We start from the raw sequence: 21,159 nt of genomic DNA, 5'->3' as shown, positions 1-21,159 counted from the left end.
CAATTCAGTAAGACGCCTATTCTGGAGCGGCGTGATTTATCGCGCAATACATTGCGTATAGGTTGTTAATGAGGCGGGAATTGGTCGCCATGAATGACGTAATGCTTGTCAGTTAAGACATGAAAACCCTAAATTACCGAGAGCACACATTGTAGCGGCGCAATTCATTGCGCGATAAATCGCGCCGCTACGGAATGTGCGATGATTTGATACGGCGCTTAACTGATCGGCATTACGCCATGAATGGCGACCCTACGGCTTTAATTAACACGCTCTTCAAGAGCGCTAGCCACAATCAAGCGCGGTGGCAGCAGGAAGCTGAAACAGGTTTCCTGATGCGGCACGCTGGTGATCTCCAGCCGTGCGTTGTGATGGCCCAGCGCGTGCTTCACGATCGCCAGCCCCAATCCGCTGCCGCCGGTGGCGCGCGAACGTGCTTTATCCACGCGGTAGAAACGCTCAGTGAGGCGTGGCAGATGCTGCTCGCTGATGCCCGGCCCGTCATCGCACACCTTAAACTGCGCGCCTTGTTTGGTGCGCAGCCAGCTGATGTCGATGCGTGTGCCATCCGGCGTGTGATTTACCGCGTTGTAAACCAGGTTGGAAATGGCGCTACGCAGCTGCTCATCATTGCCGAACACTTTCAGATGCGGATCGGTATGAAAATGGATGGTGTGACGTCCCTGACTCAGCGTTTCCGCTTCACGCTGCAACAGCATCAGCATGCCCGGCACATCCACCGTCTCTTTAAGATCGATGGCTGGCGCCGCTTCGATACGCGACAAGGTCAGCAGCTGCTTTACCAGGCTGTCCATGCGGCGCGTCTGCTCTTGCATGGTATGCAACGCCTTGCTGCGCGTGCGCTCGTTCATCACCGAGTCATCCATCATTTCCAGATAACCCTGCAACACCGTTAACGGCGTGCGCAGTTCATGACTGACGTTGGCAAAGAAGTTGCGTCGCGCGCCTTCCAGCTGGTGCATCTGGGTGACATCACGCGCCACCATCAGCCACTGACCTTCGCTGTAAGGCATCACGCGGAATTCCATATGATGCTGATTATTGAGGATCTGCGTCAGCGGCATATCGAATTTGCGCTGGCGGATATAGCGGGAAAATTCAGGATAACGCAGTAAATTGAGGATGTTCTGACCGTTATCTTCCGGCCAGCGCAAGCCAAGATGCTGCTGCGCCAAACCGTTGCACCAGAAAATGGTGCCCTCTTCGGTGGTCAGCACCACCGCATCCGGCAGCGATTCTGCCCCGCTGCGGAAACGTTTGATCAGATTGCCCAGCTCGCGGCGGCGACGCCGGTTGCGCAACTGCATCTGATACAGGCCGTAAAACAGCGGTTCCCAGCTGCCGCGTCCGGTGGGCGGCGTCATTGAACGATCGACCCACAGCCAGTGCGACAGACGCATCAGATTTCTGAAGTGCCAGAACATCACGCCGGTCACCGCAATCAGCAGCAGCCACGGCAGATATCCGAACAACAGACCCAACACCAGCGCAGGTAAACAGACCAGCGCCAGCTCGGTCAACAATCTCTTCCAGGAGAGTCGTTCCAGCACGGTAAAAACTCCGTTTACGTTTAGTAGCGGGCAGAGAAACGATACCCTGTTCCGCGCACGGTTTGAACCATGCGATCGTGGCCGGTCAATTCCAGCGCTTTACGTAAACGGCGAATATGCACATCGACGGTGCGATCTTCGACATACACATTGGTGCCCCAAACGTGGTTCAGCAGCTGCTCGCGGCTGTACACGCGTTCCGGGTGCGTCATAAAGAAGTGCAGCAGTTTGTACTCGGTCGGCCCCATCTCCAGCGGCGTGGTTTCCGACATCACGCGATGTGAGGAAGGATCCAGGCTCAGGCCCTGCATCTCAATCACCTCTTCCACCGCCATCGGTGAAATACGGCGCATCACCGCTTTGATGCGCGCCATCAGCTCTTTCGGTGAGAATGGCTTGGTGATGTAATCATCCGCGCCCACTTCCAGACCGCGCACGCGATCCTCCTCTTCACCGCGCGCCGTCAGCATCATCACCGGGATGTCGCGCGTCATGGCTTCACGCTTCAAATGCTTAATAAACTGAATCCCGCTGCCGCCGGGCAACATCCAGTCCAGCAGAATCAAATCAGGCCAGGGTTCGATCAGCTTACCAATCGCGCTGTCATAATCTTCCGCCTCAATAGGCTGGTAATCATTCTGTTCCAGCACGAAACATAACATTTCACGGATGGGAGCTTCGTCTTCCACAACCAAAATGCGCTTAGCCATTGTAACTCCTGCTAGTGTGACACCGTGTCACTGGGATTTGCGGCGCCATTATGCGTCAGTTTTGTGACACTTTTATGAAAACACCGCCCTAAGATAGATAGATAAAAAACAGAAATGTGACAATAAAAATCTGCTTTTTTTCTTTGTGATCTTAAGTGGTTATAATTCGCCTTCGCTAAACAGAGCACGGAGCAAACATGCGCATCATTCACACCGCTGACTGGCATCTCGGTCAGTTCTTTTACAGCAAAAGTCGCGCACGGGAACATCAGGCGTTTCTCGACTGGCTGCTGGATCAGATTGTGCAGCATCAGGTGGATGCGCTGATTATCGCAGGCGACCTGTTTGATACCGGTTCGCCGCCGAGCTACGCGCGTGAAATGTTTAACCGTTTTGTGGTGGCGCTGCAGCCAAGCGGCTGCCAATTGGTGGTGCTGGCGGGCAATCACGACTCGGTGGCGACGCTGAATGAATCGCGCGAGCTGCTGGCCTGCCTGAATACGCAGGTAATCACCAGCGCCACGCCGCAGGGCGAACAGCAGGTATTAACCCTGAAGCAGCGCGATGGCGCGCCGGGTGCGCTGCTGTGCGCCATTCCTTATCTGCGTCCGCGCGACATTCTGCGCAGCCAGGCCGGACAATCCGGCCGCGAGAAGCAGATCTCGCTGCTGGAGGCGATCGAACAGCATTATCAGCACTGTTTTGCTGCCGCGCAGGCGCAGCGCGATGCGCAGCAAAACACGCTGCCGATCATCGCCACCGGCCATCTCACCACCGTTGGCGTGACTAAAAGCGATTCGGTGCGCGACATCTATATCGGCACGCTGGATGCCTTCCCGGCGCAGGCGTTTCCGCCCGCCGATTACATCGCGCTCGGTCACATCCATCGCGCCCAGCGCATCGCCAACAGCGAGCACATTCGTTACAGCGGCTCGCCGATTCCGCTCAGTTTTGATGAGCTTGGCCGCGAGAAAAGCGTCTTCCTGCTGGAATTCAGCGCCACGCTCGAAACCGTTACGCCGCTGACCATTCCGCACTTCCAGCCGATGCAGATGCTGAAAGGCTCGATGGCGGAGATTGAACATCAGCTGGCGCAGTTCAGCGAAAGTGCCAGCGAGCAGCCAACCTGGCTGGATATTGAGATCACCACGCAGGAATACCTCAGCGATCTGCAACGCCGCATTGAAGCGCTCACCGAAAACCTGCCGGTCGAAGTGCTGCTGGTGCGCCGCAGTCGTGAACAGCGCCAGCGCAGCCTCGAACGGCTGGAGAACGAAACTCTAAGCGAATTAAAAGTGGAAGAAGTGTTTGCCCGCCGACTGGCGCAGGAAGATCAGCTGGATGCCGAGCAAGCCGAGCAGTTAACGCAGCTGTTCCGCACCCAGCTTGCCGCGCTGGAGAATCCATCCGCATGAAAATTTTGACGCTACGTTTTAAAAACCTCAATGCGCTGCGTGGGGAATGGTTTATCGATTTCCGTCGTGAGCCCTTTGCCAGCAACGGCTTGTTTGCCATTACCGGCGCCACCGGCGCGGGCAAAACCACCTTACTCGATGCTATTTGTCTGGCGCTCTATCACCAGACGCCGCGCCTCGGCACGCTGTCGCAAACCCAGAATGAGCTGATCACCCGCGATACCGCCGAGTGTCTGGCGGAAGTGGAGTTTGAGATCAAAGGCGAAGCCTGGCGCGCCTTCTGGAGCCAGAACCGCGCGCGTGGTCAGGCCGACGGCAAGCTACAAGCACCGCGCGTCGAGCTGGCGCGCGTCGCGGATAATCAGATCATCGCCGATAAAGTTAGCGACAAGCTGAAAGCGATTGAAACCCTCTCGGGACTCGATTTCGCCCGCTTTACCCGCTCGATGATGCTGTCACAAGGCCAGTTTGCCGCCTTTCTGAATGCCAAACCCGGCGAACGCGCCGAGCTGCTGGAAGAGCTGACCGGCACCGAGATCTACGGACAAATCTCGGTGCAGATCTACGAACGCTGGCGCACCGCGCGCAGCGAGCTGGATACGCTGCGCGCCCGCGCCGGTGGCATGTCGCTGCTCGATGAAGCGCGCCGCGCAGAGCTGACGCAGCAGCTGGCGGAACTTGGTGCGCAGGAGAAAATTCTCAGCGAACAGCTGACGCTGGCGCAGCATCAGCAGCAATGGCTGGTGCAGCAGCAACAGCTAACGCAGGAACAGCAGCAGGCCGAACAGACGCTGCTTGCCGCGCAACAAGCCTGGCAGCAGGCGGATGGCGATCGTCAGCGGCTGGCGCGCGCCGAACCGGCAGAAAAACTGCGCGAGAAGTTGCAGCAGCGCGAACAGTTGCAGGGCGATCTCGGTACGCTGGAACAGCAATCGCAGCAGCTGCAGGCGCAACTGCTGCAAGCCAAAACCGCGCTGCAACAGGGCGAAAACCAATATCAGGCCGCACAGCAGGCGCGCGAGCAGGCGTTACAGCAACAGCAGCAGCTTGAAACGCTGCTCACCGAGCAGGTTATCCCGCTCGATCAACAGATCACCACCACCTCGCAGCAACTGGATGAACAGCAGCGGCTGCATCTGCAGCAGCAACAGGCGCTGCAAAGCAGCCAAACCGCGCTGAGCCAGCAACAGCAGGTAAGTGAACGTTTACAACAACAGCTGGCGCAGCAGCAGGAATTCCGCACCCGCGAAGCCGCTGTCGCCCATTGGGGCGCTGAACTGACGCGCTGGCAGGCGGAAATTGCCCGGCTGGATGAGCGCGAGCAGACGCTGACGCAGCTCATCGCACAGCACCAACAGCAGCGCAGCCAGCTAGAGCAGCATCAACAGGCGCAGACTCAGCGTGAACAGGCGGCGCAACCGTTGCAGCAAGCCGAAGCGCAGGCCGCGCAGCAGCGTCTGCAAGCGGAGCAAGCACTGACTTCGCTTGAGGCGGAGATCGGCAGCGCGCAACTGCGCGAAGCCCTGACGCAGCATCAAACCCAACGCCCTGCGCGCCAACAGCTCAGCCTGCTCGCCGCGCAGTGGCGCGCGTTGCAGCCACAACGGTTGCAGCGTCAGCAGAAACTGGCGCTGCTTCAGCAGCAGCATCAGGACGCTGAACAGGCGTTGCAGGCGCTGCGCGAAGAGTACAAACGGGAACATCAGGCGCTGCTCGATGTGCGCAAAATCTGCGAGCTGGAGCGCACCATCGCCCAACTGGCCGACGAGCGCGCCAAATTGCAGCCAGATCAGCCCTGCCCGCTGTGCGGCTCGTGCCAGCATCCGGCGATCGCGCAATATCAGCAGCTTGAGCCCGGCGCCAATCAGCAGCGTCTGGCCGCGCTGGAAATGCGCGTGGCGCAGCTGAAAGAGTCCGGCACCGCCAAAGGCGAGCAGCAGAAACTGTCGCTGCAACAGCAGCAGGCGTTGCAGCAGGAAATCAGCGATTACGATCAGCAGCTGGCGGCGGTGAACACCCAATGGCAAGCGCTGAGCGGTGAGCTGGCACTTACCTGCACGCTGGAGCAGCAGGACGATTTTGCGCTGTGGCAACAGCAGCAGGATGCGCAGGAACAGTTGCAGCAACAGCAGCTGCAGACGCGGGAAAACGCCGCGCGTGCGCTGCAGCAGGCAAAGGACGCGCATCTGCAACAGCAGCAGCTGTGGCAGCAGCATCAGAATCAGCAGCAGCTGGCGCAGCAGCAGATTGCCAGCACGCAGCAGACGCTGGATGAAATCAACCAGCGCGAAGCCAGCGAGCGAAGCGCCATGCAGCAACTGGCGCAGCAGCTGCAACAACAGCTGGCGCAGCATCAGCTCGTCCTGCCAGATGTGGCTGAGCGGGAAAGCTGGCTACGCGCGTTACAACAGCGCTGGACCGCATGGCAGGAAAATGAGCGGTTACACGGCGAGTTGCAGCCGCAGCTGGCAAAAGCCGAAAGCGAGCGCAGCAGCCTGCAGCAGAATCTGGCGCGTGAACAGCAGCGGCTCGATGAGCTGCAGCAGACGCTCAGCGCTTTGCAGCAGCAACGCCAGCAGCAGCAACAACAGCGTCAGCAGCTGTTTGGCGATCGTCTGGTGGCGGAAGCCCGGCAGCAGCAGCACGCCGCGCTGCAACAGTGCGAACAGGCGCTGGCGCAGCAGCTCCAACAGTGGCAACAGGCGCAAAGCTCGCTACACAGCCTGAATGGGCAGTGCGAGCAGATCGCGGCGCAGCAGCACACCTTGCGTGAGCGCGCTGCTGCCGCAGAAAGCGCCTTCCTCGCTGCGCTGCAGCAAAGTGATTTTGCCGATGAAAGCGCGCTGCGTGCCGCCCTGCTGGAGGAGCGCGAGGTGCAGCAGCTGCGCCAGCAGTTGCAAACGCTCGATCAGCAGCGCCAGCAGCAACTCACCCTCAGCGAACAGCTCACGCAGCGCTGGACGGCGCATCAGCAGCAGCGGCCAGTGGATCTGAGCGACGAGATCGCCGCCACGATTCAGCAGCAGCTGGAACAGCTGCGCGTGACCTTGCGTGATAATGCCCGTCAACAGGGCGAAGCGCAGCAGCAGTTGCACAGCGATGCTCAACAGCGTTTGCAGCAGCAATCGTTGCTGACGCAAATCGCCACCGATGAAGTGGAGCTGGCGCAGTTGGGCCGTCTGAACGATCTGGTGGGTTCAGCCAAAGGCGATAAATTCCGCCGCTTTGCACAAGGCCTGACGCTCGATCATCTGGTGTGGCTGGCGAACCGTCAGCTCGATCGCCTACACGGCCGCTATCTTCTGCAGCGCCGCATCAGTGAGGAGCTGGAGCTGGAAGTGGTTGATACCTGGCAGGCCGACGCCACGCGCGACACGCGCACGCTGTCGGGCGGCGAGAGTTTCCTCGTCAGCCTGGCGCTGGCGTTAGCGCTGTCGGATTTGGTGAGTCACAAAACGCGCATCGAATCGCTGTTCCTTGACGAAGGCTTCGGCACGCTGGATGCCGAGACGCTGGATACCGCGCTGGATGCGCTCGACGCCCTGAACGCCAGCGGCAAAACCATCGGCGTGATCAGCCATGTGGAAGCGATGAAGGAGCGTATTCCGGTGCAGATCCGCGTCCGCAAGATGAATGGCCTGGGTTACAGCAAGCTGGAGCTGCCGGGCGATCTAGCTTAAAAACGCACAATTCGTAGCGGCGCAATTTATTGCGCTTGTTAAGGCGGTGCCCATCCGAAAAGAGCGCGATAAATCGCGCCGCTACGATTTACTGCGTTCTTTTATCGCGTACTCGCCAACTTATAACGCGGGCCGACCAGCAAACCGCCCTGCTCGTTCTGCGCGAGCAGACGGGCGCTGGTCACACCGGCGATGGTGTGTGCCTTATCCGACACATTGCTGGCAATCTGCTTGATTGCCGCTGACACCAACATGCCAATGATGCCGCCGTTATTGTTGTTGCCATCTTCCGCGTCACTGGCGGTGGCAATGCCTTGCCACAGCTCTTTACCGCTGCGCAAATCCACCAGACGCGCCGTCGCCGACACCTTGGTCACGCTCTGGATCACCTGATAGCTGCTGCCGTAATCGGTCACTGAAATGTACAGTGCGCTGTCCGCGTGGAAGATGTCATGCAGACGCTGCGGACTAACAGCCTGAATTTCATGGCCGTTGGTTAAACCGTTCTGCTGGAAGGTTTCATCCACCACCGCCACCGGGAACACATAATAGCCCGCTTCCGCCAGCGGACGCGTCACCAGCGAGGTGAAGCTGTTCGCCGCGTTCACATCCGGCGCGCGGTTATCCGCAGGTAACACCAGAATTGAGGCCGGCTTGCTGGCGCGGAAGGCGCTGTAGTCGTACGGTTTTTTGTGCGCGCAGCCGGTCAGCAACAGCACGGCCAGCACGCCTAAAGAAACAATCAGCTTCTTCACTGGGCAACTCCTTGTTTTTTCTTCATCAGAAAGTCCATGTATGGCGCCGATTCCGGGAACAGCTGCTTCTCGGTGGCAAACTGGCCGAAGGCTTTATCGGTATCACCGGTTTTGGCGTACAGCAGGCCGAGCTGCGCATGCAGGCCCGGCGCGACCGGTTTGTTGACCGATTTGGCTTTTTCAATATCCAGATTCAACACTTCGATCTGCTTCTGCGGATCGCTATCTTTTTTGTAGTAGCTGTAGATCTGCTGCTGGTAATCGCCCCAGTAATAGATCGGTTCCGGCCCTTTTGGCGCACAGCCTGCCAGCACACCCGCAGCGATCAGCGCCGCACTCAGTTGCAACAATTTCATGCTCAATATCCTTATTTCGCCGGACGCCATGCGCCGCTGTTAATACCATCCACTAAATGATCCACCGCTTCACGAATCGCCAGATCCATCACTTTACCGTTGAGGGTTGAGTCATAGCTGGCGGTGCCGCCGAAGCCGACGATCTCACGCGCTGACAGCTTGAATTCACCCGCGCCCTGCGCGCTGTACACCACTTCTGAGGTGGTGACATCCACCACATTCAGGTTCACTTTGGCATAGGCGATCTGGTTCTTACCGCGCCCCAAAATGCCCCACAGCTGCTGATCGCCCACTTCTTTGCGACCAAATTCGGTGATATCGCCGGTGATGATGTAAGTCGCACCTTTGATGTTCTGCTCGCTCTTCTTAAAGCCCGCTTCCTGCTGCAACTCTTTCAGGTTGCTGCGATCCAGCACGTTGAAGCGATTGGTCTGCTGCAGGTGCGTGACCAGAATGGTTTTCGACTGATTGCCAAGACGATCCACGCCATCGGAGAAGATGCCGTTCATGTACGAGGAGCGGTTATCAAACTGGCCAACCGCAATCGGGCTGCGCACGCCCTGATACGCGGGCTGGCTGGCCGCACGCACCTGTGGCGCTTCAATGGCGCGTGACGATTCGGTCGCGCAGCCGCTGAGCAGCGTGGCGCTTAACAAGGAGAGTGCCGCAAGGGCATATTTTTTCTGCATTTCTAATCCATGAATCAAAAGGGGATAAAGCCGCGAGGCTGCGGCAAATTCTGGTTCTGCCGACAGTCAGAGTAATGCCATAGCATTGGTTGAGTCGGTCTGTAGACTGTCGGCAGTGAGGGAGAGGAACTTTAGTGAAAATACAGGCATATTAATGAATTTAATTAATCGAATGGCGGGATTATTGGGCGGGTTAATGATTGTTGCGGCGCTCAGCGCTTGTCAGCATTCTCAGCCAAAGCAACAGGATAGCATCGCCAATCTGTGCCAGCCGCAGAGCGCGCCGGGGAGCGCATCCTGCAAATGGACTGATGAGATGCAGCATCAGCTCAACCAGCATTTCCGCGATGCGCGGCGTTATGCCGGTCAGCAATGTCTGGTGCGGCTTGAGTGGCAAAACAGCGGGCGCTACGCGGTGACGCAGACGCAAGGTGACGAAACGTTGTGCCTGCGCGCGTGGCAGTTGATTGGTCAAAGCAAAGATTTACCGCCGCCGCCGGACGTTAGCCAGCCAGCGTGGTTCGGTTTTGCCCCGGCGACGCCGATCCATCCTGACGCCACTGGCGCGGGCTGATGCCAAACCAGCGGCGGAAGGCGCGGGAGAAGGCGCTGACTTCGGAATAGCCGAGCAGCAGCGCCATCTCTGAGATCGGCAGCTGCTTCTGTTGCAGATAATGCGTCGCCATTTCACAGCGCACCTTGTCCACCAGCGCCGTGAAACTGATGCCCTCTTCGCGCAGCCGCCGTTGCAGCGACCAGCTCGACAGGCCCATTTTTTCGGCAATCTCTTCCAGCACCGGTTCGCCCTGCATCAGCGACAGATTGACCTGCGATCGCGCCTGTTCCACCACGCTTTGCAGGCTGGCACAACTGTTCAGGCGGCGGATGGCATCCTGCATCACCATCAGCAACATCGGATCTTGTTCCGGCATGCTGCGCAGCAGATCGCGTTTTGGGATCAGTAACGAGTTGAACGGTTGATCAAACCACACTGGCGCATCAAACACTTTGCAGTGCTCGTGCCACTGCTCCGGGCGCGGATGTTCGAAGTGCACTTCACGCGGTGCCCAGTTTTTGCCGGCAACGTGGCGGATCAAGTTGAGGAACATGCCGAGTGTCAGCTCCGCATCCTGACGTCTGGAGAGGATCGCGCCGTGGCGCACCTGATAATCGAGCCGCCAACACTCGCCTTTGTCCACCAGCCGCGTCAGCGTGTCGTGCTGATGCCACGGAAAGGCATTCACCACGTTGTGCAGCGCCTGCTCCAGCGTGGATGAACAGAGGCCGATATAGCCAATTAAGCCTAATGACTGCGGTTTGAACTGCTTGCCGTAATGCAAACCGAAGTTATCAAAACCGGAATGACGCGCCGCCTCTTCCATCACGCGGCAATAGTTTACCAAACCCAGGCTCAGCGTAGGGCTCGCCAGCAGTTCGGAATTGATGCCGCTGATGCCAAAAATACGATCGACATCGCCGCCTTTGTCAGTGATAAACCCGCTCAGTCCGGTGGCGGCCGCCGCCAAAACGCCGCGGTTGCTGGCGCTGACGGATAAGACGCTAAAGGCTTCAGTGGGTGTCATGAGTGATTGCATCGGAACCTCTGCGTGTGGCGCGAGTGAAACAGGTTGAGGATTCCAGCAATATTCGTACCAGGCGGGTAATGTGCGGATTTAAGGTCGCCATGAATGGCGTAAAGCCGATCAGTTAAGCGCCGTATCAAATAAGCGCAGCTTCCGTAGCGGCGCGATTTATCGCGCAATGAATTGCGCCGCTACAATGTGTGCTCTCGGTAATTAGAGGTTTTCATGTCTTAACTGACAAGTATTACGCCATTCATGGCGACCTTTGCTGCGCCGCGACAGCGCAAAGCTGCTCACTGCTGGTGCATCAAACGCCGACCGGCAGCTGATTGGTTTCCAGATAACGTCGGCAGAGGCGCACCGAGTGATCGGCCCAGCGCGGCCCGAGACTCAGCGCCATTTCCGTTTCCGCGTGCGATCCCATCCACGCGGTCATCTGAATGCGGCGCTGGATCAGCAGCGTCGGCACCAGCGCCATCTCTTCATCGCTGATGTGCGCCACTTTTTCGTAACCGAGGATCCAGTTATCCACCCATTCGGCAGCGCGTGGATGATGCTCGACGAAACTGATCGCCGCCGCCAGATCGTGCAGATACCAGCCGAGTCCGCAGTCATCAAAATCGATCACCCGCGTTTCGCCTTTATGCAGCAGCAGATTGGTCAGACGCAGATCGGCGTGGATCAAACCATAACGATCCGCCCCTTTGCCAAAGCTCTGCAGCTCCTGCCCGACGCGCGCCACCGCTTCGGCGACGATGCCGTGATCGCCCGGATTAAGGTTCGGCGCATCCTGCCAGCGTCCCCAATGGCTATGATCGCTGACCATGGTGTGATGATCCCAGATGATGCGCTGGAAACCGGCCGGTTTCTGCCAGCTGCGGCTGTGCTGATGCAAACGCGCGGTGATGTGACCAAGCTGCTGAAACGCTTTAGGATCGACATCGGTGGTGGGCATATCACCCTCGATCCAGTGGAACAACACGGCGTAGCGCTCTGCGCCGTTTGCCATCGGCAGCGTCAGCACGGTTGCGCCATCGCTGGCCGGGATCGCCTGCGGCACCATAATGCCGATGTCACGCAGCGCATCCAGCCACAGCAGCTCGCTCTGAATATCCGCTTTGCTGTGATAGTTAGGACGATGCAGACGCAGCGCGTAGCGTTTGCCCGCCGCCTGCAACAGGAAGGTGGCATTTTCCGACCGGCACAGCAGCTTCAGTTCGCCGCGCAGTGCCGCGGGATAACTGGCCAGCGCCTGATGCGCCAGCAGGGTGATTTCAGCATCGGTTAAGGTATCGGATTGTTCGGCACTCATTCATCAATCTCCAGCATCAAGCAAGTGGTATCAGCATGGGATGACGTCGTCCTGACTGCTTGACCGCAGACAACCCAAAGTTGACCGCAGCGTGCATCTGGCACTTTTCTTGCCTCTGAGTTGACCGTGGAGGACAAAACTCACTGCGCCCGCGTCAAGTTTTCCCGCGCCAGGCAGCGGCATTATCACTTCACTGTAGCGCAAAGATAAAAAAGCGCGGTGAAGCTGCCGCACCAACAATGACGACGGGGAGAAGACGATGACGAATAAGCTCAAACCCACGCTGGGCACCCTGCATTTGTGGGGCATTGCGGTTGGACTGGTGATTTCCGGGGAATATTTTGGCTGGAGTTACGGCTGGGGCGTGGCGGGCACGCTGGGATTTTTGATCACCACCGCGATGATCGCCACCATGTATACCTGCTTCATTTTCAGCTTTACCGAACTGACCACCGCGATTCCGCATGCGGGTGGCCCGTTTGCCTATAGCCGCCGCGCGTTCGGCGAAACCGGCGGCTTGATCGCGGGCCTCGCCACGCTGATTGAGTTCGTGTTCGCACCGCCGGCGATTGCCATGGCGATTGGCGCTTACCTCAACGTGCAATATCCCGATCTCAATCCGAAAACCGCCGCGGTCGGCGCCTATATCGTCTTCATGACGCTGAACATTCTCGGCGTCAAGCTGGCGGCGATGTTCGAATTGGTAGTCACGGTGCTGGCGGTTCTGGAGCTGCTGGTGTTTATGGGCGTGGTTTCGCCGGGCTTCAGCATCGCCAACTTTGCCGCTAACGGCTGGGCGGGCAGCGATCACTTCGGCATGCCAGCGATGTCTGGCATCTTCGCCGCGATTCCGTTCGCTATCTGGTTCTTCCTGGCAATTGAAGGCGCGGCGATGGCGGCCGAAGAGGCCAAAGATCCGAAGCGCACCATTCCTAAAGCCTATATCACCGGCATTTTGACGCTGGTGGTGCTGGCGATTGGCGTGATGCTGCTGGCCGGTGGCGCTGGCGACTGGCGCAAGCTGTCGGACATCAACGATCCGCTGCCGCAGGCGATGAAGATGATTGTGGGTGAAAACTCCAACTGGATGCACATGCTGGTGTGGATTGGTTTGTTTGGCCTGATTGCCAGCTTCCACGGCATTATTCTCGGCTATTCGCGCCAGTTCTTCGCCCTCGCCCGCGCCGGTTATCTGCCGCAAAGTCTGGCGAAGCTGTCGCGCTTCCAGACGCCGCACCGCGCGATTATCGCCGGCGGTTTGATTGGGATCGCCGCCATCTACAGCGATGGTTTCATTAATCTGCAAGGCATGACGCTGACCGCCGCGATGATCACCATGGCAGTGTTCGGCGCGATTGTGATGTATCTGATGAGTATGCTGAGCCTGTTTAAACTGCGTCGCACTGCGCCGGAGATGGAACGCAGCTTCCGTGCGCCTGGCTATCCGATTGTGCCGGGCATTGCGCTGGTGCTGTCGCTGGTGTGTCTGGTGGCGATGCTGTGGTTTAACCCGGTGATTGGCGGCTTGTTTGTGGCGATTATGGCGGTGGGATATGTCTACTTCCTGGCGACTAAAGCCCAGCGCGATAACGCGCCGCAGGATTCGATGTTAGTGGGTGAGTGAGTGGGTTAGTGCTGGCTGTCCCCCATCCCAGCCTTCCCCCGTAAACGGGGGAAGGAGACGCTGCCACATGCAGCTTCCAAACTCACATATAGCAGCATCTTCCTCCCCCATTTATGGGGGAGGACCGAGGAGGGGGACAGCGAGCACATACAGAGGTGCGGGACAGCGAGCACAAACCGAGGAGGGGGACAACGAGCACAAACCGAGGTGCGTGACAGAAACTACCCTTTCAACGGCCACAACCACGCGGCACCGCGCACACCGCTTGAATCTCCGTGAACCGCCTTCAGCACCGGCGTTTCACACTCGCGGCCAAACACCCACTGCTTCATCAGCGCCGGCACGGTTTGATACAGGCGATCGTTATTACTCATGCCGCCGCCCAGCACAATCACATCGGGATCCAGCAGATTCACCACCTGCGCCAGCGATTTCGCCAGACGCATTTCGTAGCGATTCATTGCCAGTTCCGCCACCGGATCCTGCTGCTCAATCAGCTTGATGATCTCCGCGCCTTTCAGCGCTTTACCGCTCAGACGCTGATAATCAATCGCAAAGCCGGTGCCCGACACAAAGGTCTCAATGCAGCCCTGCAAGCCGCAATAACAGGGCACTTCCGCGCGATGGCGCAGTTCATCTTCATCCATCCACGGCAGCGGATTGTGGCCCCACTCACCGGCATTGCCGTTACCGCCAATGCGCGACTCACCGCCAATCGCTACACCCGCGCCCGATCCGGTGCCGATAATCACCGCAAACACCAGCGGCTGACCCGCGCCGGCTCCATCCACCGCTTCGGAAACCGCCAGACAATTCGCGTCGTTGGCGATGCGCACGTCACGATTCAGCGCCTGGGCTAAATCTTTATCCAGCGGCTGACCGTTCAGCCAGGTGGAATTCGCATTCTTCACCCGCTGCGTGTAAGGCGAAATCGTGCCGGGAATGCCGATGCCAACCGTGCCCTGCTGGCCGGTTTTCTCCTCCGCCAGCAGCACTAAATCGACAATCGCCTGAACCGTGGCAGCGTAGTCGTCACGCGGCGTGTTAACGCGATGACGGAACAGCTCCTGACCCTGATCAGACAGTGCAATCACTTCAATTTTGGTCCCGCCTAAATCAATCCCGATACGCACGATTTATTCCTCATTATTCGTTCTGGTGACAAATACAGTAGAAGGCTGAATCGGGAAAGGCAATGAAACCAATCCGATGTTTCGCTATCATGCGCGCTGACTTTGAGACTTGTGCGCCCGATCGCACCCACGGTAAGGAATCCCGATGTTGTGGTTTAAAAATATGATGGTTTATCGTCTGAATCGTGACATTCCGCTGTCCGCAGACGATCTGGAAAAGCAGCTCGACGCCTTCACCTTTTCGCCGTGCGGCAGCCAGGATATGGCAAAAACCGGCTGGGTTTCACCGATGGGCAACCGCAGCGAAGCGCTGACGCATGAAATCAACGGTCAGATGGTGATTTGCGCGCGCACCGAGCAAAAGATTCTGCCGTCGCCGGTGGTGAAGCAGGCGCTGGAAGCCAAAATCGACAAGCTCGAAGCGGAACAGAGCCGCAAGCTGAAGAAGACCGAGAAAGACTCGCTGAAGGATGAAGTGCTGCACAGCCTGCTGCCACGCGCGTTTAGCCGTTTCAGCCAGACTTATATGTGGATCGACACCGTTAATAACCTGATCATCGTCGATTGCGCCAGCGCCAAGAAAGCCGAAGACACGCTGGCGCTGCTGCGCAAAAGCCTCGGTTCGCTGCCGGTGGTTCCGTTAACGCTGGAGAATCCGATCGAGCTGACGCTGACCGAATGGGTGCGTTCGGGTGAACTGCCCGCCGGTTTTGCCTTGATGGATGAAGCCGAACTGAAAGCGATGCTGGAAGATGGCGGCGTGATTCGCTGCAAGAAGCAGGATCTGATTTCCGACGAGATCGCCACGCACATTGAAGCCGGTAAAGTGGTCACCAAACTGGCGCTCGACTGGCAGGAACGCATTCAGTTCGTCATCGCTGATGATGCTTCAGTGAAGCGTTTGAAGTTCAGCGACACGCTGCGTGAGCAGAATGATGATATCGACCGCGATGATTTCGCCCAGCGTTTCGATGCCGATTTCATTCTGATGACCAGCGAACTGGCCGCGCTGATCGGCAATCTGGTCGAAGCGTTAGGCGGCGAAGCGAAGCGTTAATCCTCTCGATCCTGGTCGCCATTAATGGCGACCCTACGACAAACCTGCGCGGATTTTCGTAGGGTGCGCATTCATGCGCACCTATTGCTCAGCAATAAAAAAACCTGCGCTTCAAACAGAAGTCGCAGGTTTAAGATGTTCTAAAGCTTAAGTTTAGAGGTAGCGGCACAGATAAGAAGAAGGCTCTGCCACCTGCAGATGGAATTCGCTTTGGCCTGGCACGTTGAAGCTGGTGCCGGCTTCGTACCATTTCCACTCGGTTTCGCCCGGCAGCAGCACTTTCAGCGCGCCGCTCACCACCGTCATCTCTTCCGGTTGATTGGTGCCGAAGGTGTATTCACCTTCCGCCATCACGCCAACGCTGGCACGGCCAATGGTCACGCTGTCGAAACCAATGGATTTCACTTTTCCGTCGAAATACTCACTTGTATTGAGCATATTACTTCCTCACAGCACATTATCGTGACTGGCAGATTACTAAGGAACTCGCTGATCTGTCACGCGAATTAGCGCCACAGATCGTAACTTGTGATCTCTCTGCGTTAGACGATCAATTCTGCCGCCAGCTTGGCCACCAGCACGTTCGACAGCAGTACCGGAATGCCCAGCATTTTCTGCAGGAAATCGCGGTGCTTCTGGTGATAGCCGATGCAATCCAGCACCACCACATCCGCGCCCTGCTCCTGCAGCGACAATCCCGCTTCCACCAAATCGGCCTGCTCCGCCAGATAAGGACTGGCAACGGCAAAGCACGGCGGAGTGGTCAGATTGCGCCACTTGTTGGCCTGCTCGGCAATCTGCTCTTCCACCGGCACCACAATGCCGACTTTATGATCTTGCACAATCGCGCGTACCAGCGGCGGAATGATGCGATCGGGCTCCAGCAGCAAGGCGGATTGGGTTTTCAGCGCGCCAAACTCACCGGTGCACAGCAGCAAAATGGTGTCATAGCCCTGCTGCTCCAGCGCGTTGATCTTACGTTGCAGTCCCTGCTCCACTTTTGTTACTGACAGGCGCACCTGCTCGCCGCTGGTCATGCGCGACACCAGCACCTTGTCGCCTGGCGCGGGCGCATACTGCTGCTCAACTTCGGCCAGCGTCAGGCCGTCGAGTAAACCGGCATGCGCCACCTGATCGGCGGGCAGATGTTCCAGCAGCAGCGGTAGAATGTCGCTGCGCGGTGATTGACCAATCGTCAGTGTGACCAGGGAGATGTTCATCATCAGGCTTTCCGGGTACGCAGATGGCTGAGACTACCATACAAAGAGAGCAGCAGAGCGTACTCTTGCGGGTCGTAGAAGTGACAGGTTTCACGCCCGAACTCTTTCGCCACTTCCACCGCAAACTTCACCGCTAAGGCGATATCCACCTCGTGGCTCGCGCCGGTACCGCAGCCCGGCACCACCGATTCGGCGCAGATCGCCACGCCGACTACCGGCACATCCGTCGCGGTGGAAGGCTGCAAAATGCTGTTGAGGTGATAAACCCCGTTGCCATATGGCGTGATGTCCTGCGTGGTGATCGGGAAGGTGACCGCCGGTTTGCCGCTGGTCATCTCCATGATGCGTAACAGATCTTCTGACACGCGCAGGATGTAACCCTCTTTCACCGTCGGCGACAGCGCGTAGCCTTTGTGATTGAGGATGCGGTTACCTTTGGTGGTATCGATCGACAAAATCGCATCAACGCCAGCAATCACTTCGTTGTCATTCATGGTGATGTCGTCGCACGGCGAATCCATGAAATCGACCGGCTCGTGCGGACGGGTTGGCGCATCCGGGCAGATGTGGGTGGTGATGATCACATCACCGGCCAGCACGTCGCCTTTAGTCTGCATCTGCGCCAGCTTCAGCGCGCTGCTCACCGCCGCCACCGCGCCATCGGCGTCAGACACCATACCAATGCGCGTTGGACGCGCACCGATACCGCCGAGACGTCCAATAATGCCGAGCGTTGGCGCGTTGCCGCCGTTGCTTTTGCCCTGCGCGCCGGGGATGTCGATGCGAACGAAATCGGTCCGCCCTTTTGGCCCGCTGACGCGTTTGGTGCTGGCGGTAACGCCCGGATAGGCCGCGAACAGATCGACCACCTGTTGGCCATCAATGTAGGCGCTATCGAGTAACTCAAAGACCTGCAGTGTCTGCTGTAAACTCATAATGAATTCCCTGGATTATTTTTTAGTGCCGCTGGCAAAAAGTGAATGGAAGAAGCTGTAGAGCGCGTCGCCCGCGATAAATCCGGCGGCCATCACCTCCATCGGTGAACGTCCACGCTCGCCCCACACGCGCAGGATGATAATGCGCAGCGCGATGCCCACCATCACCGCCCAACCCGCAGCGGCGTTGTTAATCAATAAACCGGTCGCCAGCAGCACGCCAAGCTGACGCTTCGGTCCGCCGATCAACTGAATAATCGCGCCAGGAATCGCCCACATCAGCAGGTTTCCGGCGATCCCCGGCTCCGCACCGGCCTGAATGGTTTTGGCATAGACGCGCGCCACCGGCGGCAGCAGATTCTCGGCAAAGAAAATGGTGTGCGCGTACCACACCACGGGAATACAGATCACAAAGGCGATCATCGCGGCGATCAGCTGAATGCGGCGGCCCCACAGCTCTTGCTGCACATCGGCACCGTTGCCGCGCAGGATAAAGCCGGCTTTCAGGTCATAACCCATATCGGCAAACGCCGGACCGGTGGCGGCGGTAAAGCCGCACAGCAGGCACAACGCCAGCGGCGGGAAGCCGAGCAGAATACCAAGAATCAAGGTGATCAGCGCCACCGCAAAGGCCGGGAACCAGCCAGAATGCATGGCAGCGATACCGACTATCAGTTCATGTACGAAGGCAGCAAAGGCGGCGTAAAGGATAAACAGCACCAGCATCGGCAGGCCCATCTGGCTCCACAAACCGCCCGCCAGCGCCAGCAGCGTGGAGATGACGATGTAGCCCACGGTGCCGAAACCCAGCGAACGTTTGACTTCGCTGTCGCTGCGGCTGACGTTGACCTGATCATTGCGGCGGCTGCGAATCACCTGTACCACCTGAATTAACGCCACCAAACCGGCACCGACCATCACGCCGTGCGGAATATAGAGTGCGTTGATATCAATGCCAGCAACCGGTTGCGCGTAGGCACGCAGCAAGAAACCGATGCCGAGCATGCTGAGCGCCCAGATATTGCCGATAAACGCGGTACCAAATGCCGACATCGGGATCTTCAGCATCGAACCGACGATGCCGCCGACAATCCCCACCACCAGCAGCCATGCCTGACGACCGCCTTTATCACCGGCTTTGATCGCTTCGGCTGCCGCTACGCCCGGCGGCCACGCATTGCTGGCCGGGAAGACGCGCGTATCAAACAGACGATAGAGTAAATAAGCATCCAGCAGCATCGCCGCGCTGACGCCAACAAACAGCGGCAGCACCAATTGCGGTTCGCCCAGCGCCCACGGCACCGCGATCGGCATCAACAGGCTGTTGGCCGCACCGAAGGTGGCAGAGGAGATGGCAGTTTGCGCGAGGTTTTGTACTTCAATGGAGCGATAACGACGAAACCATTGCAATGGAATACGCGCCAGCAGCATGGCAAACAGCGCGCCGATAATAGAGGTATTGGGTGTTACCCCAATGGTGGTAATAAGTTGAACCCCAATGATAGCGCCTGCAACGGACAGCACAACCAGCATTAAGGCAACGCCAACGCTTTTTATTGGATTATTTTGACGCATAAGATCCCCGTATTTTCACCCTGTAGAAAACGCGTTAATTCGAAGCGCCCGACACGCGGGACATCAACGTTTTTATATTAATCGTTCCCTGATTATTGAAATAAGCAGGTCCGAAGACCTGCTATTTCCCTGGTGTGGCGCGAATAAACGCCTTCAAAACTAAAATAGGGTTTCCTGTTTTGGACAGGATTATGCGCCGTACTTTTCGGCCATCAGTGCAGCCGTTGCGCGTAGTTCGCTGAGCAGCATCTCTGGATATCCAGGCGCCGCTTCTTGCGATAAAAACGAGAGACAGAGCGCGGCACTTTCACCGCGATGTTTATTGGTTACCGCGACCGCCAGCGAACTGATGCCCGGCAGCGTCTCATTGCGCGCCAGAGCCCAGCCTTGCTGGCGAATTACCGCTAACTCTTTGCATAACGCATCGACGCTCAGCGGCGAATTCATCGAAGCCGCCTGCCAGTTGCTGGCAAAACGATCGCGAACCTCGTCATCACTGAGCTGCGCCAGCAGCACGCGTCCGGTCGAAGTGCCAGTCAATGAAACACGCGTGCCCGGCGGCGTCACCAGTTGGGTGAAGAAGCGGCCATGATACATACGCATCACCAGCACATCGTCGCCATCCAGCACCGAGATATAGCCCATGCAACCGCTGCTGGCTGCCAGACGCGCCATCGGTGCCGACGCGCTATCCACCAGCGGCGTCGACAGATAGTGCCCCGCTACCGACAGCAGCACGCGACCAATCTGGAAGCAGCGGCTCTCGGCGTCACGCTCAAGTAAGCCTTCACTTTCCATGGTCGCCAGCAGGCGCGATACCGTACTTTTCGGCAAGCCCAACGCATCCACCACCTCGGTAAAGGTCAAGCCGGGATGGCCCTGCGTCACGCCAAAGCGCTGAAATAGCTTCAGTACGGCGGATGCATTTTCGAGTGTGGTCATGGTGTCGGTTTCACTATATGGAACTGAGTTCCTCTATCAAGATCTCGAAAGTAAAACGGCCTGCTTTATGCGTCAAGCGCAAATTTTGATCCGGACAGATCTGAGGAGATTTAAGGCAGCATAAAATCAGGTTTAAATAGGGAATCAGATGACGTTATCAGGCGAGCTAAATATTCAGCAGGAAGGCGTGTAGTTTTATTGGCAGATAAACGATATTTCGCAGGAATTAAAAAAAGCATTTAGCGACGGGAAGTAACAATTGAGTGCTGGCATCCTTGCCAGCCGACATTAATCTTTTTCGAAACCGTCAGTCTTTATCGGCATCTTCGTAGCGCTCTTTGGCATCTTGCGCTTCGGCTTCGGTTTTATGTTCGCTAATTAACGTATCGGGTTTGGGATGGTCGGCACGTAATTCATACCAGGTGACGGTTTGATCCGCCGAACCTTTTTCAACGGCGACAATACGGGCGACTCGCGGATAGGGTGGTTTAGTTGGCATCGTTTTCCCTCTTCTCTCAGTTGTCCACAGACAGCGGTGATCCTCTGCCTAACGCTAAGTATAGACAACAGAGGATCGCTGCGAAAAAACAGAGAGAAATCTG

Annotated in this window: 19 protein-coding genes; 5 read left to right on the top strand and 14 right to left on the bottom strand. The window is 57.6% G+C overall.

The features are described from left to right. Positions 1–260: 260 nt before the first annotated feature. Together phoR and phoB are read right to left on the bottom strand one after the other, a co-directional pair. Positions 261–1,571, bottom strand: a complete 1,311-nt coding sequence (phoR, locus tag HX773_RS08930; RefSeq protein WP_176971243.1) for a phosphate regulon sensor histidine kinase PhoR — start codon at positions 1,569–1,571, stop codon at positions 261–263. A 20-nt stretch (positions 1,572–1,591) separates the two neighbouring features. Continuing rightward, positions 1,592–2,281: a phosphate response regulator transcription factor PhoB gene (phoB, locus tag HX773_RS08925; protein WP_007887040.1), complete on the bottom strand. Its 690-nt coding sequence runs from the start codon at positions 2,279–2,281 to the stop codon at positions 1,592–1,594. A gap of 197 nt (positions 2,282–2,478) precedes the next feature. Here phoB and sbcD point away from each other — a divergent pair, with 197 nt between their 5' ends. Next, positions 2,479–3,696 carry an exonuclease subunit SbcD gene (sbcD, locus tag HX773_RS08920; RefSeq protein ID WP_176971242.1) on the top strand — a complete coding sequence of 406 codons (1,218 nt, stop codon included), beginning with the start codon at positions 2,479–2,481 and terminating at the stop codon, positions 3,694–3,696. Next, positions 3,693–7,376, top strand: a complete 3,684-nt coding sequence (locus tag HX773_RS08915; protein WP_176971241.1) for an AAA family ATPase — start codon at positions 3,693–3,695, stop codon at positions 7,374–7,376. Before sbcD ends, HX773_RS08915 begins: the two co-directional genes overlap by 4 nt. Before the next feature lie 101 nt (positions 7,377–7,477). On the opposite strand, the gene HX773_RS08910 is transcribed toward HX773_RS08915, so the two are convergent. From HX773_RS08910 to HX773_RS08900, 3 genes are read right to left on the bottom strand one after another with little or no spacing between them, the layout of a single operon-like run. Beyond that, entirely contained in the window at positions 7,478–8,131 is a 654-nt protein-coding gene (locus tag HX773_RS08910) for a DUF799 domain-containing protein (RefSeq protein WP_176971240.1), read from the bottom strand. Beyond that, a complete protein-coding gene (locus tag HX773_RS08905; protein WP_176971239.1) occupies positions 8,128–8,487 on the bottom strand; it encodes a DUF4810 domain-containing protein in 360 nt (119 codons plus the stop codon). The genes HX773_RS08910 and HX773_RS08905 overlap by 4 nt, the downstream gene beginning before the upstream one ends. An 11-nt stretch (positions 8,488–8,498) precedes the next feature. Next, complete coding sequence (locus HX773_RS08900; RefSeq protein WP_101762459.1) at positions 8,499–9,176, bottom strand: CsgG/HfaB family protein; 678 nt, start codon at positions 9,174–9,176, stop codon at positions 8,499–8,501. Positions 9,177–9,330: 154 nt separating this feature from the next. Between HX773_RS08900 and HX773_RS08895 the strand changes: the two genes are divergently transcribed. Then, positions 9,331–9,750 (top strand): cell envelope integrity TolA C-terminal domain-containing protein, encoded by a 420-nt coding sequence (locus HX773_RS08895; protein ID WP_176971238.1) that lies wholly within the window; start codon positions 9,331–9,333, stop codon positions 9,748–9,750. Here the strand turns inward: HX773_RS08895 and HX773_RS08890 are convergent. Together HX773_RS08890 and HX773_RS08885 are read right to left on the bottom strand one after the other, a co-directional pair. After that, complete coding sequence (locus HX773_RS08890; RefSeq protein ID WP_370463592.1) at positions 9,680–10,771, bottom strand: AraC family transcriptional regulator; 1,092 nt, start codon at positions 10,769–10,771, stop codon at positions 9,680–9,682. The genes HX773_RS08895 and HX773_RS08890 overlap by 71 nt on opposite strands. A 295-nt stretch (positions 10,772–11,066) precedes the next feature. Continuing rightward, the gene (locus HX773_RS08885; RefSeq protein WP_176971237.1) at positions 11,067–12,071 is read right to left on the bottom strand and encodes a phosphotransferase enzyme family protein; all 1,005 of its coding nucleotides are present in this window, start codon (positions 12,069–12,071) and stop codon (positions 11,067–11,069) included. A gap of 259 nt (positions 12,072–12,330) precedes the next feature. Here HX773_RS08885 and eat point away from each other — a divergent pair, with 259 nt between their 5' ends. Continuing rightward, a complete protein-coding gene (eat, locus tag HX773_RS08880; RefSeq protein ID WP_061717487.1) occupies positions 12,331–13,695 on the top strand; it encodes an ethanolamine permease in 1,365 nt (454 codons plus the stop codon). 221 nt (positions 13,696–13,916) lie between these two features. Here the strand turns inward: eat and mak are convergent, their stop codons facing one another. Next, positions 13,917–14,828 (bottom strand): fructokinase, encoded by a 912-nt coding sequence (gene mak / locus HX773_RS08875; protein WP_110867766.1) that lies wholly within the window; start codon positions 14,826–14,828, stop codon positions 13,917–13,919. 145 nt (positions 14,829–14,973) lie between these two features. Here mak and rdgC point away from each other — a divergent pair, with 145 nt between their 5' ends. Continuing rightward, positions 14,974–15,885 carry a recombination-associated protein RdgC gene (gene rdgC, locus HX773_RS08870; RefSeq protein WP_101762465.1) on the top strand — a complete coding sequence of 304 codons (912 nt, stop codon included), beginning with the start codon at positions 14,974–14,976 and terminating at the stop codon, positions 15,883–15,885. A 153-nt stretch (positions 15,886–16,038) separates the two neighbouring features. On the opposite strand, the gene ppnP is transcribed toward rdgC, so the two are convergent. The 6 genes from ppnP to HX773_RS08840 all read right to left on the bottom strand — a co-directional run bounded on the left by ppnP (position 16,039) and on the right by HX773_RS08840 (position 21,056). Continuing rightward, positions 16,039–16,323: a pyrimidine/purine nucleoside phosphorylase gene (gene ppnP, locus HX773_RS08865; protein ID WP_101762466.1), complete on the bottom strand. Its 285-nt coding sequence runs from the start codon at positions 16,321–16,323 to the stop codon at positions 16,039–16,041. Between the two features lie 104 nt (positions 16,324–16,427). Then, positions 16,428–17,105 (bottom strand): AroM family protein, encoded by a 678-nt coding sequence (locus tag HX773_RS08860; protein WP_176971424.1) that lies wholly within the window; start codon positions 17,103–17,105, stop codon positions 16,428–16,430. Between the two features lie 2 nt (positions 17,106–17,107). After that, positions 17,108–18,040: a DUF1177 domain-containing protein gene (locus tag HX773_RS08855; protein WP_176971236.1), complete on the bottom strand. Its 933-nt coding sequence runs from the start codon at positions 18,038–18,040 to the stop codon at positions 17,108–17,110. Between the two features lie 15 nt (positions 18,041–18,055). Next, positions 18,056–19,615, bottom strand: a complete 1,560-nt coding sequence (locus HX773_RS08850) for an OPT/YSL family transporter (protein WP_176971235.1) — start codon at positions 19,613–19,615, stop codon at positions 18,056–18,058. A 189-nt stretch (positions 19,616–19,804) separates the two neighbouring features. Further along, complete coding sequence (locus HX773_RS08845) at positions 19,805–20,557, bottom strand: IclR family transcriptional regulator (RefSeq protein WP_176971234.1); 753 nt, start codon at positions 20,555–20,557, stop codon at positions 19,805–19,807. 307 nt (positions 20,558–20,864) lie between these two features. After that, positions 20,865–21,056 (bottom strand): YaiA family protein, encoded by a 192-nt coding sequence (locus HX773_RS08840; protein ID WP_061717492.1) that lies wholly within the window; start codon positions 21,054–21,056, stop codon positions 20,865–20,867. Positions 21,057–21,159: the final 103 nt, after the last annotated feature.

This window comes from Pantoea sp. B9002 (assembly GCF_013385945.1).
Lineage (GTDB): Bacteria > Pseudomonadota > Gammaproteobacteria > Enterobacterales > Enterobacteriaceae > Pantoea.
Note: the sequence above shows the minus strand (reverse complement) of the source record. Positions and strands in the feature narration are given on the sequence as shown.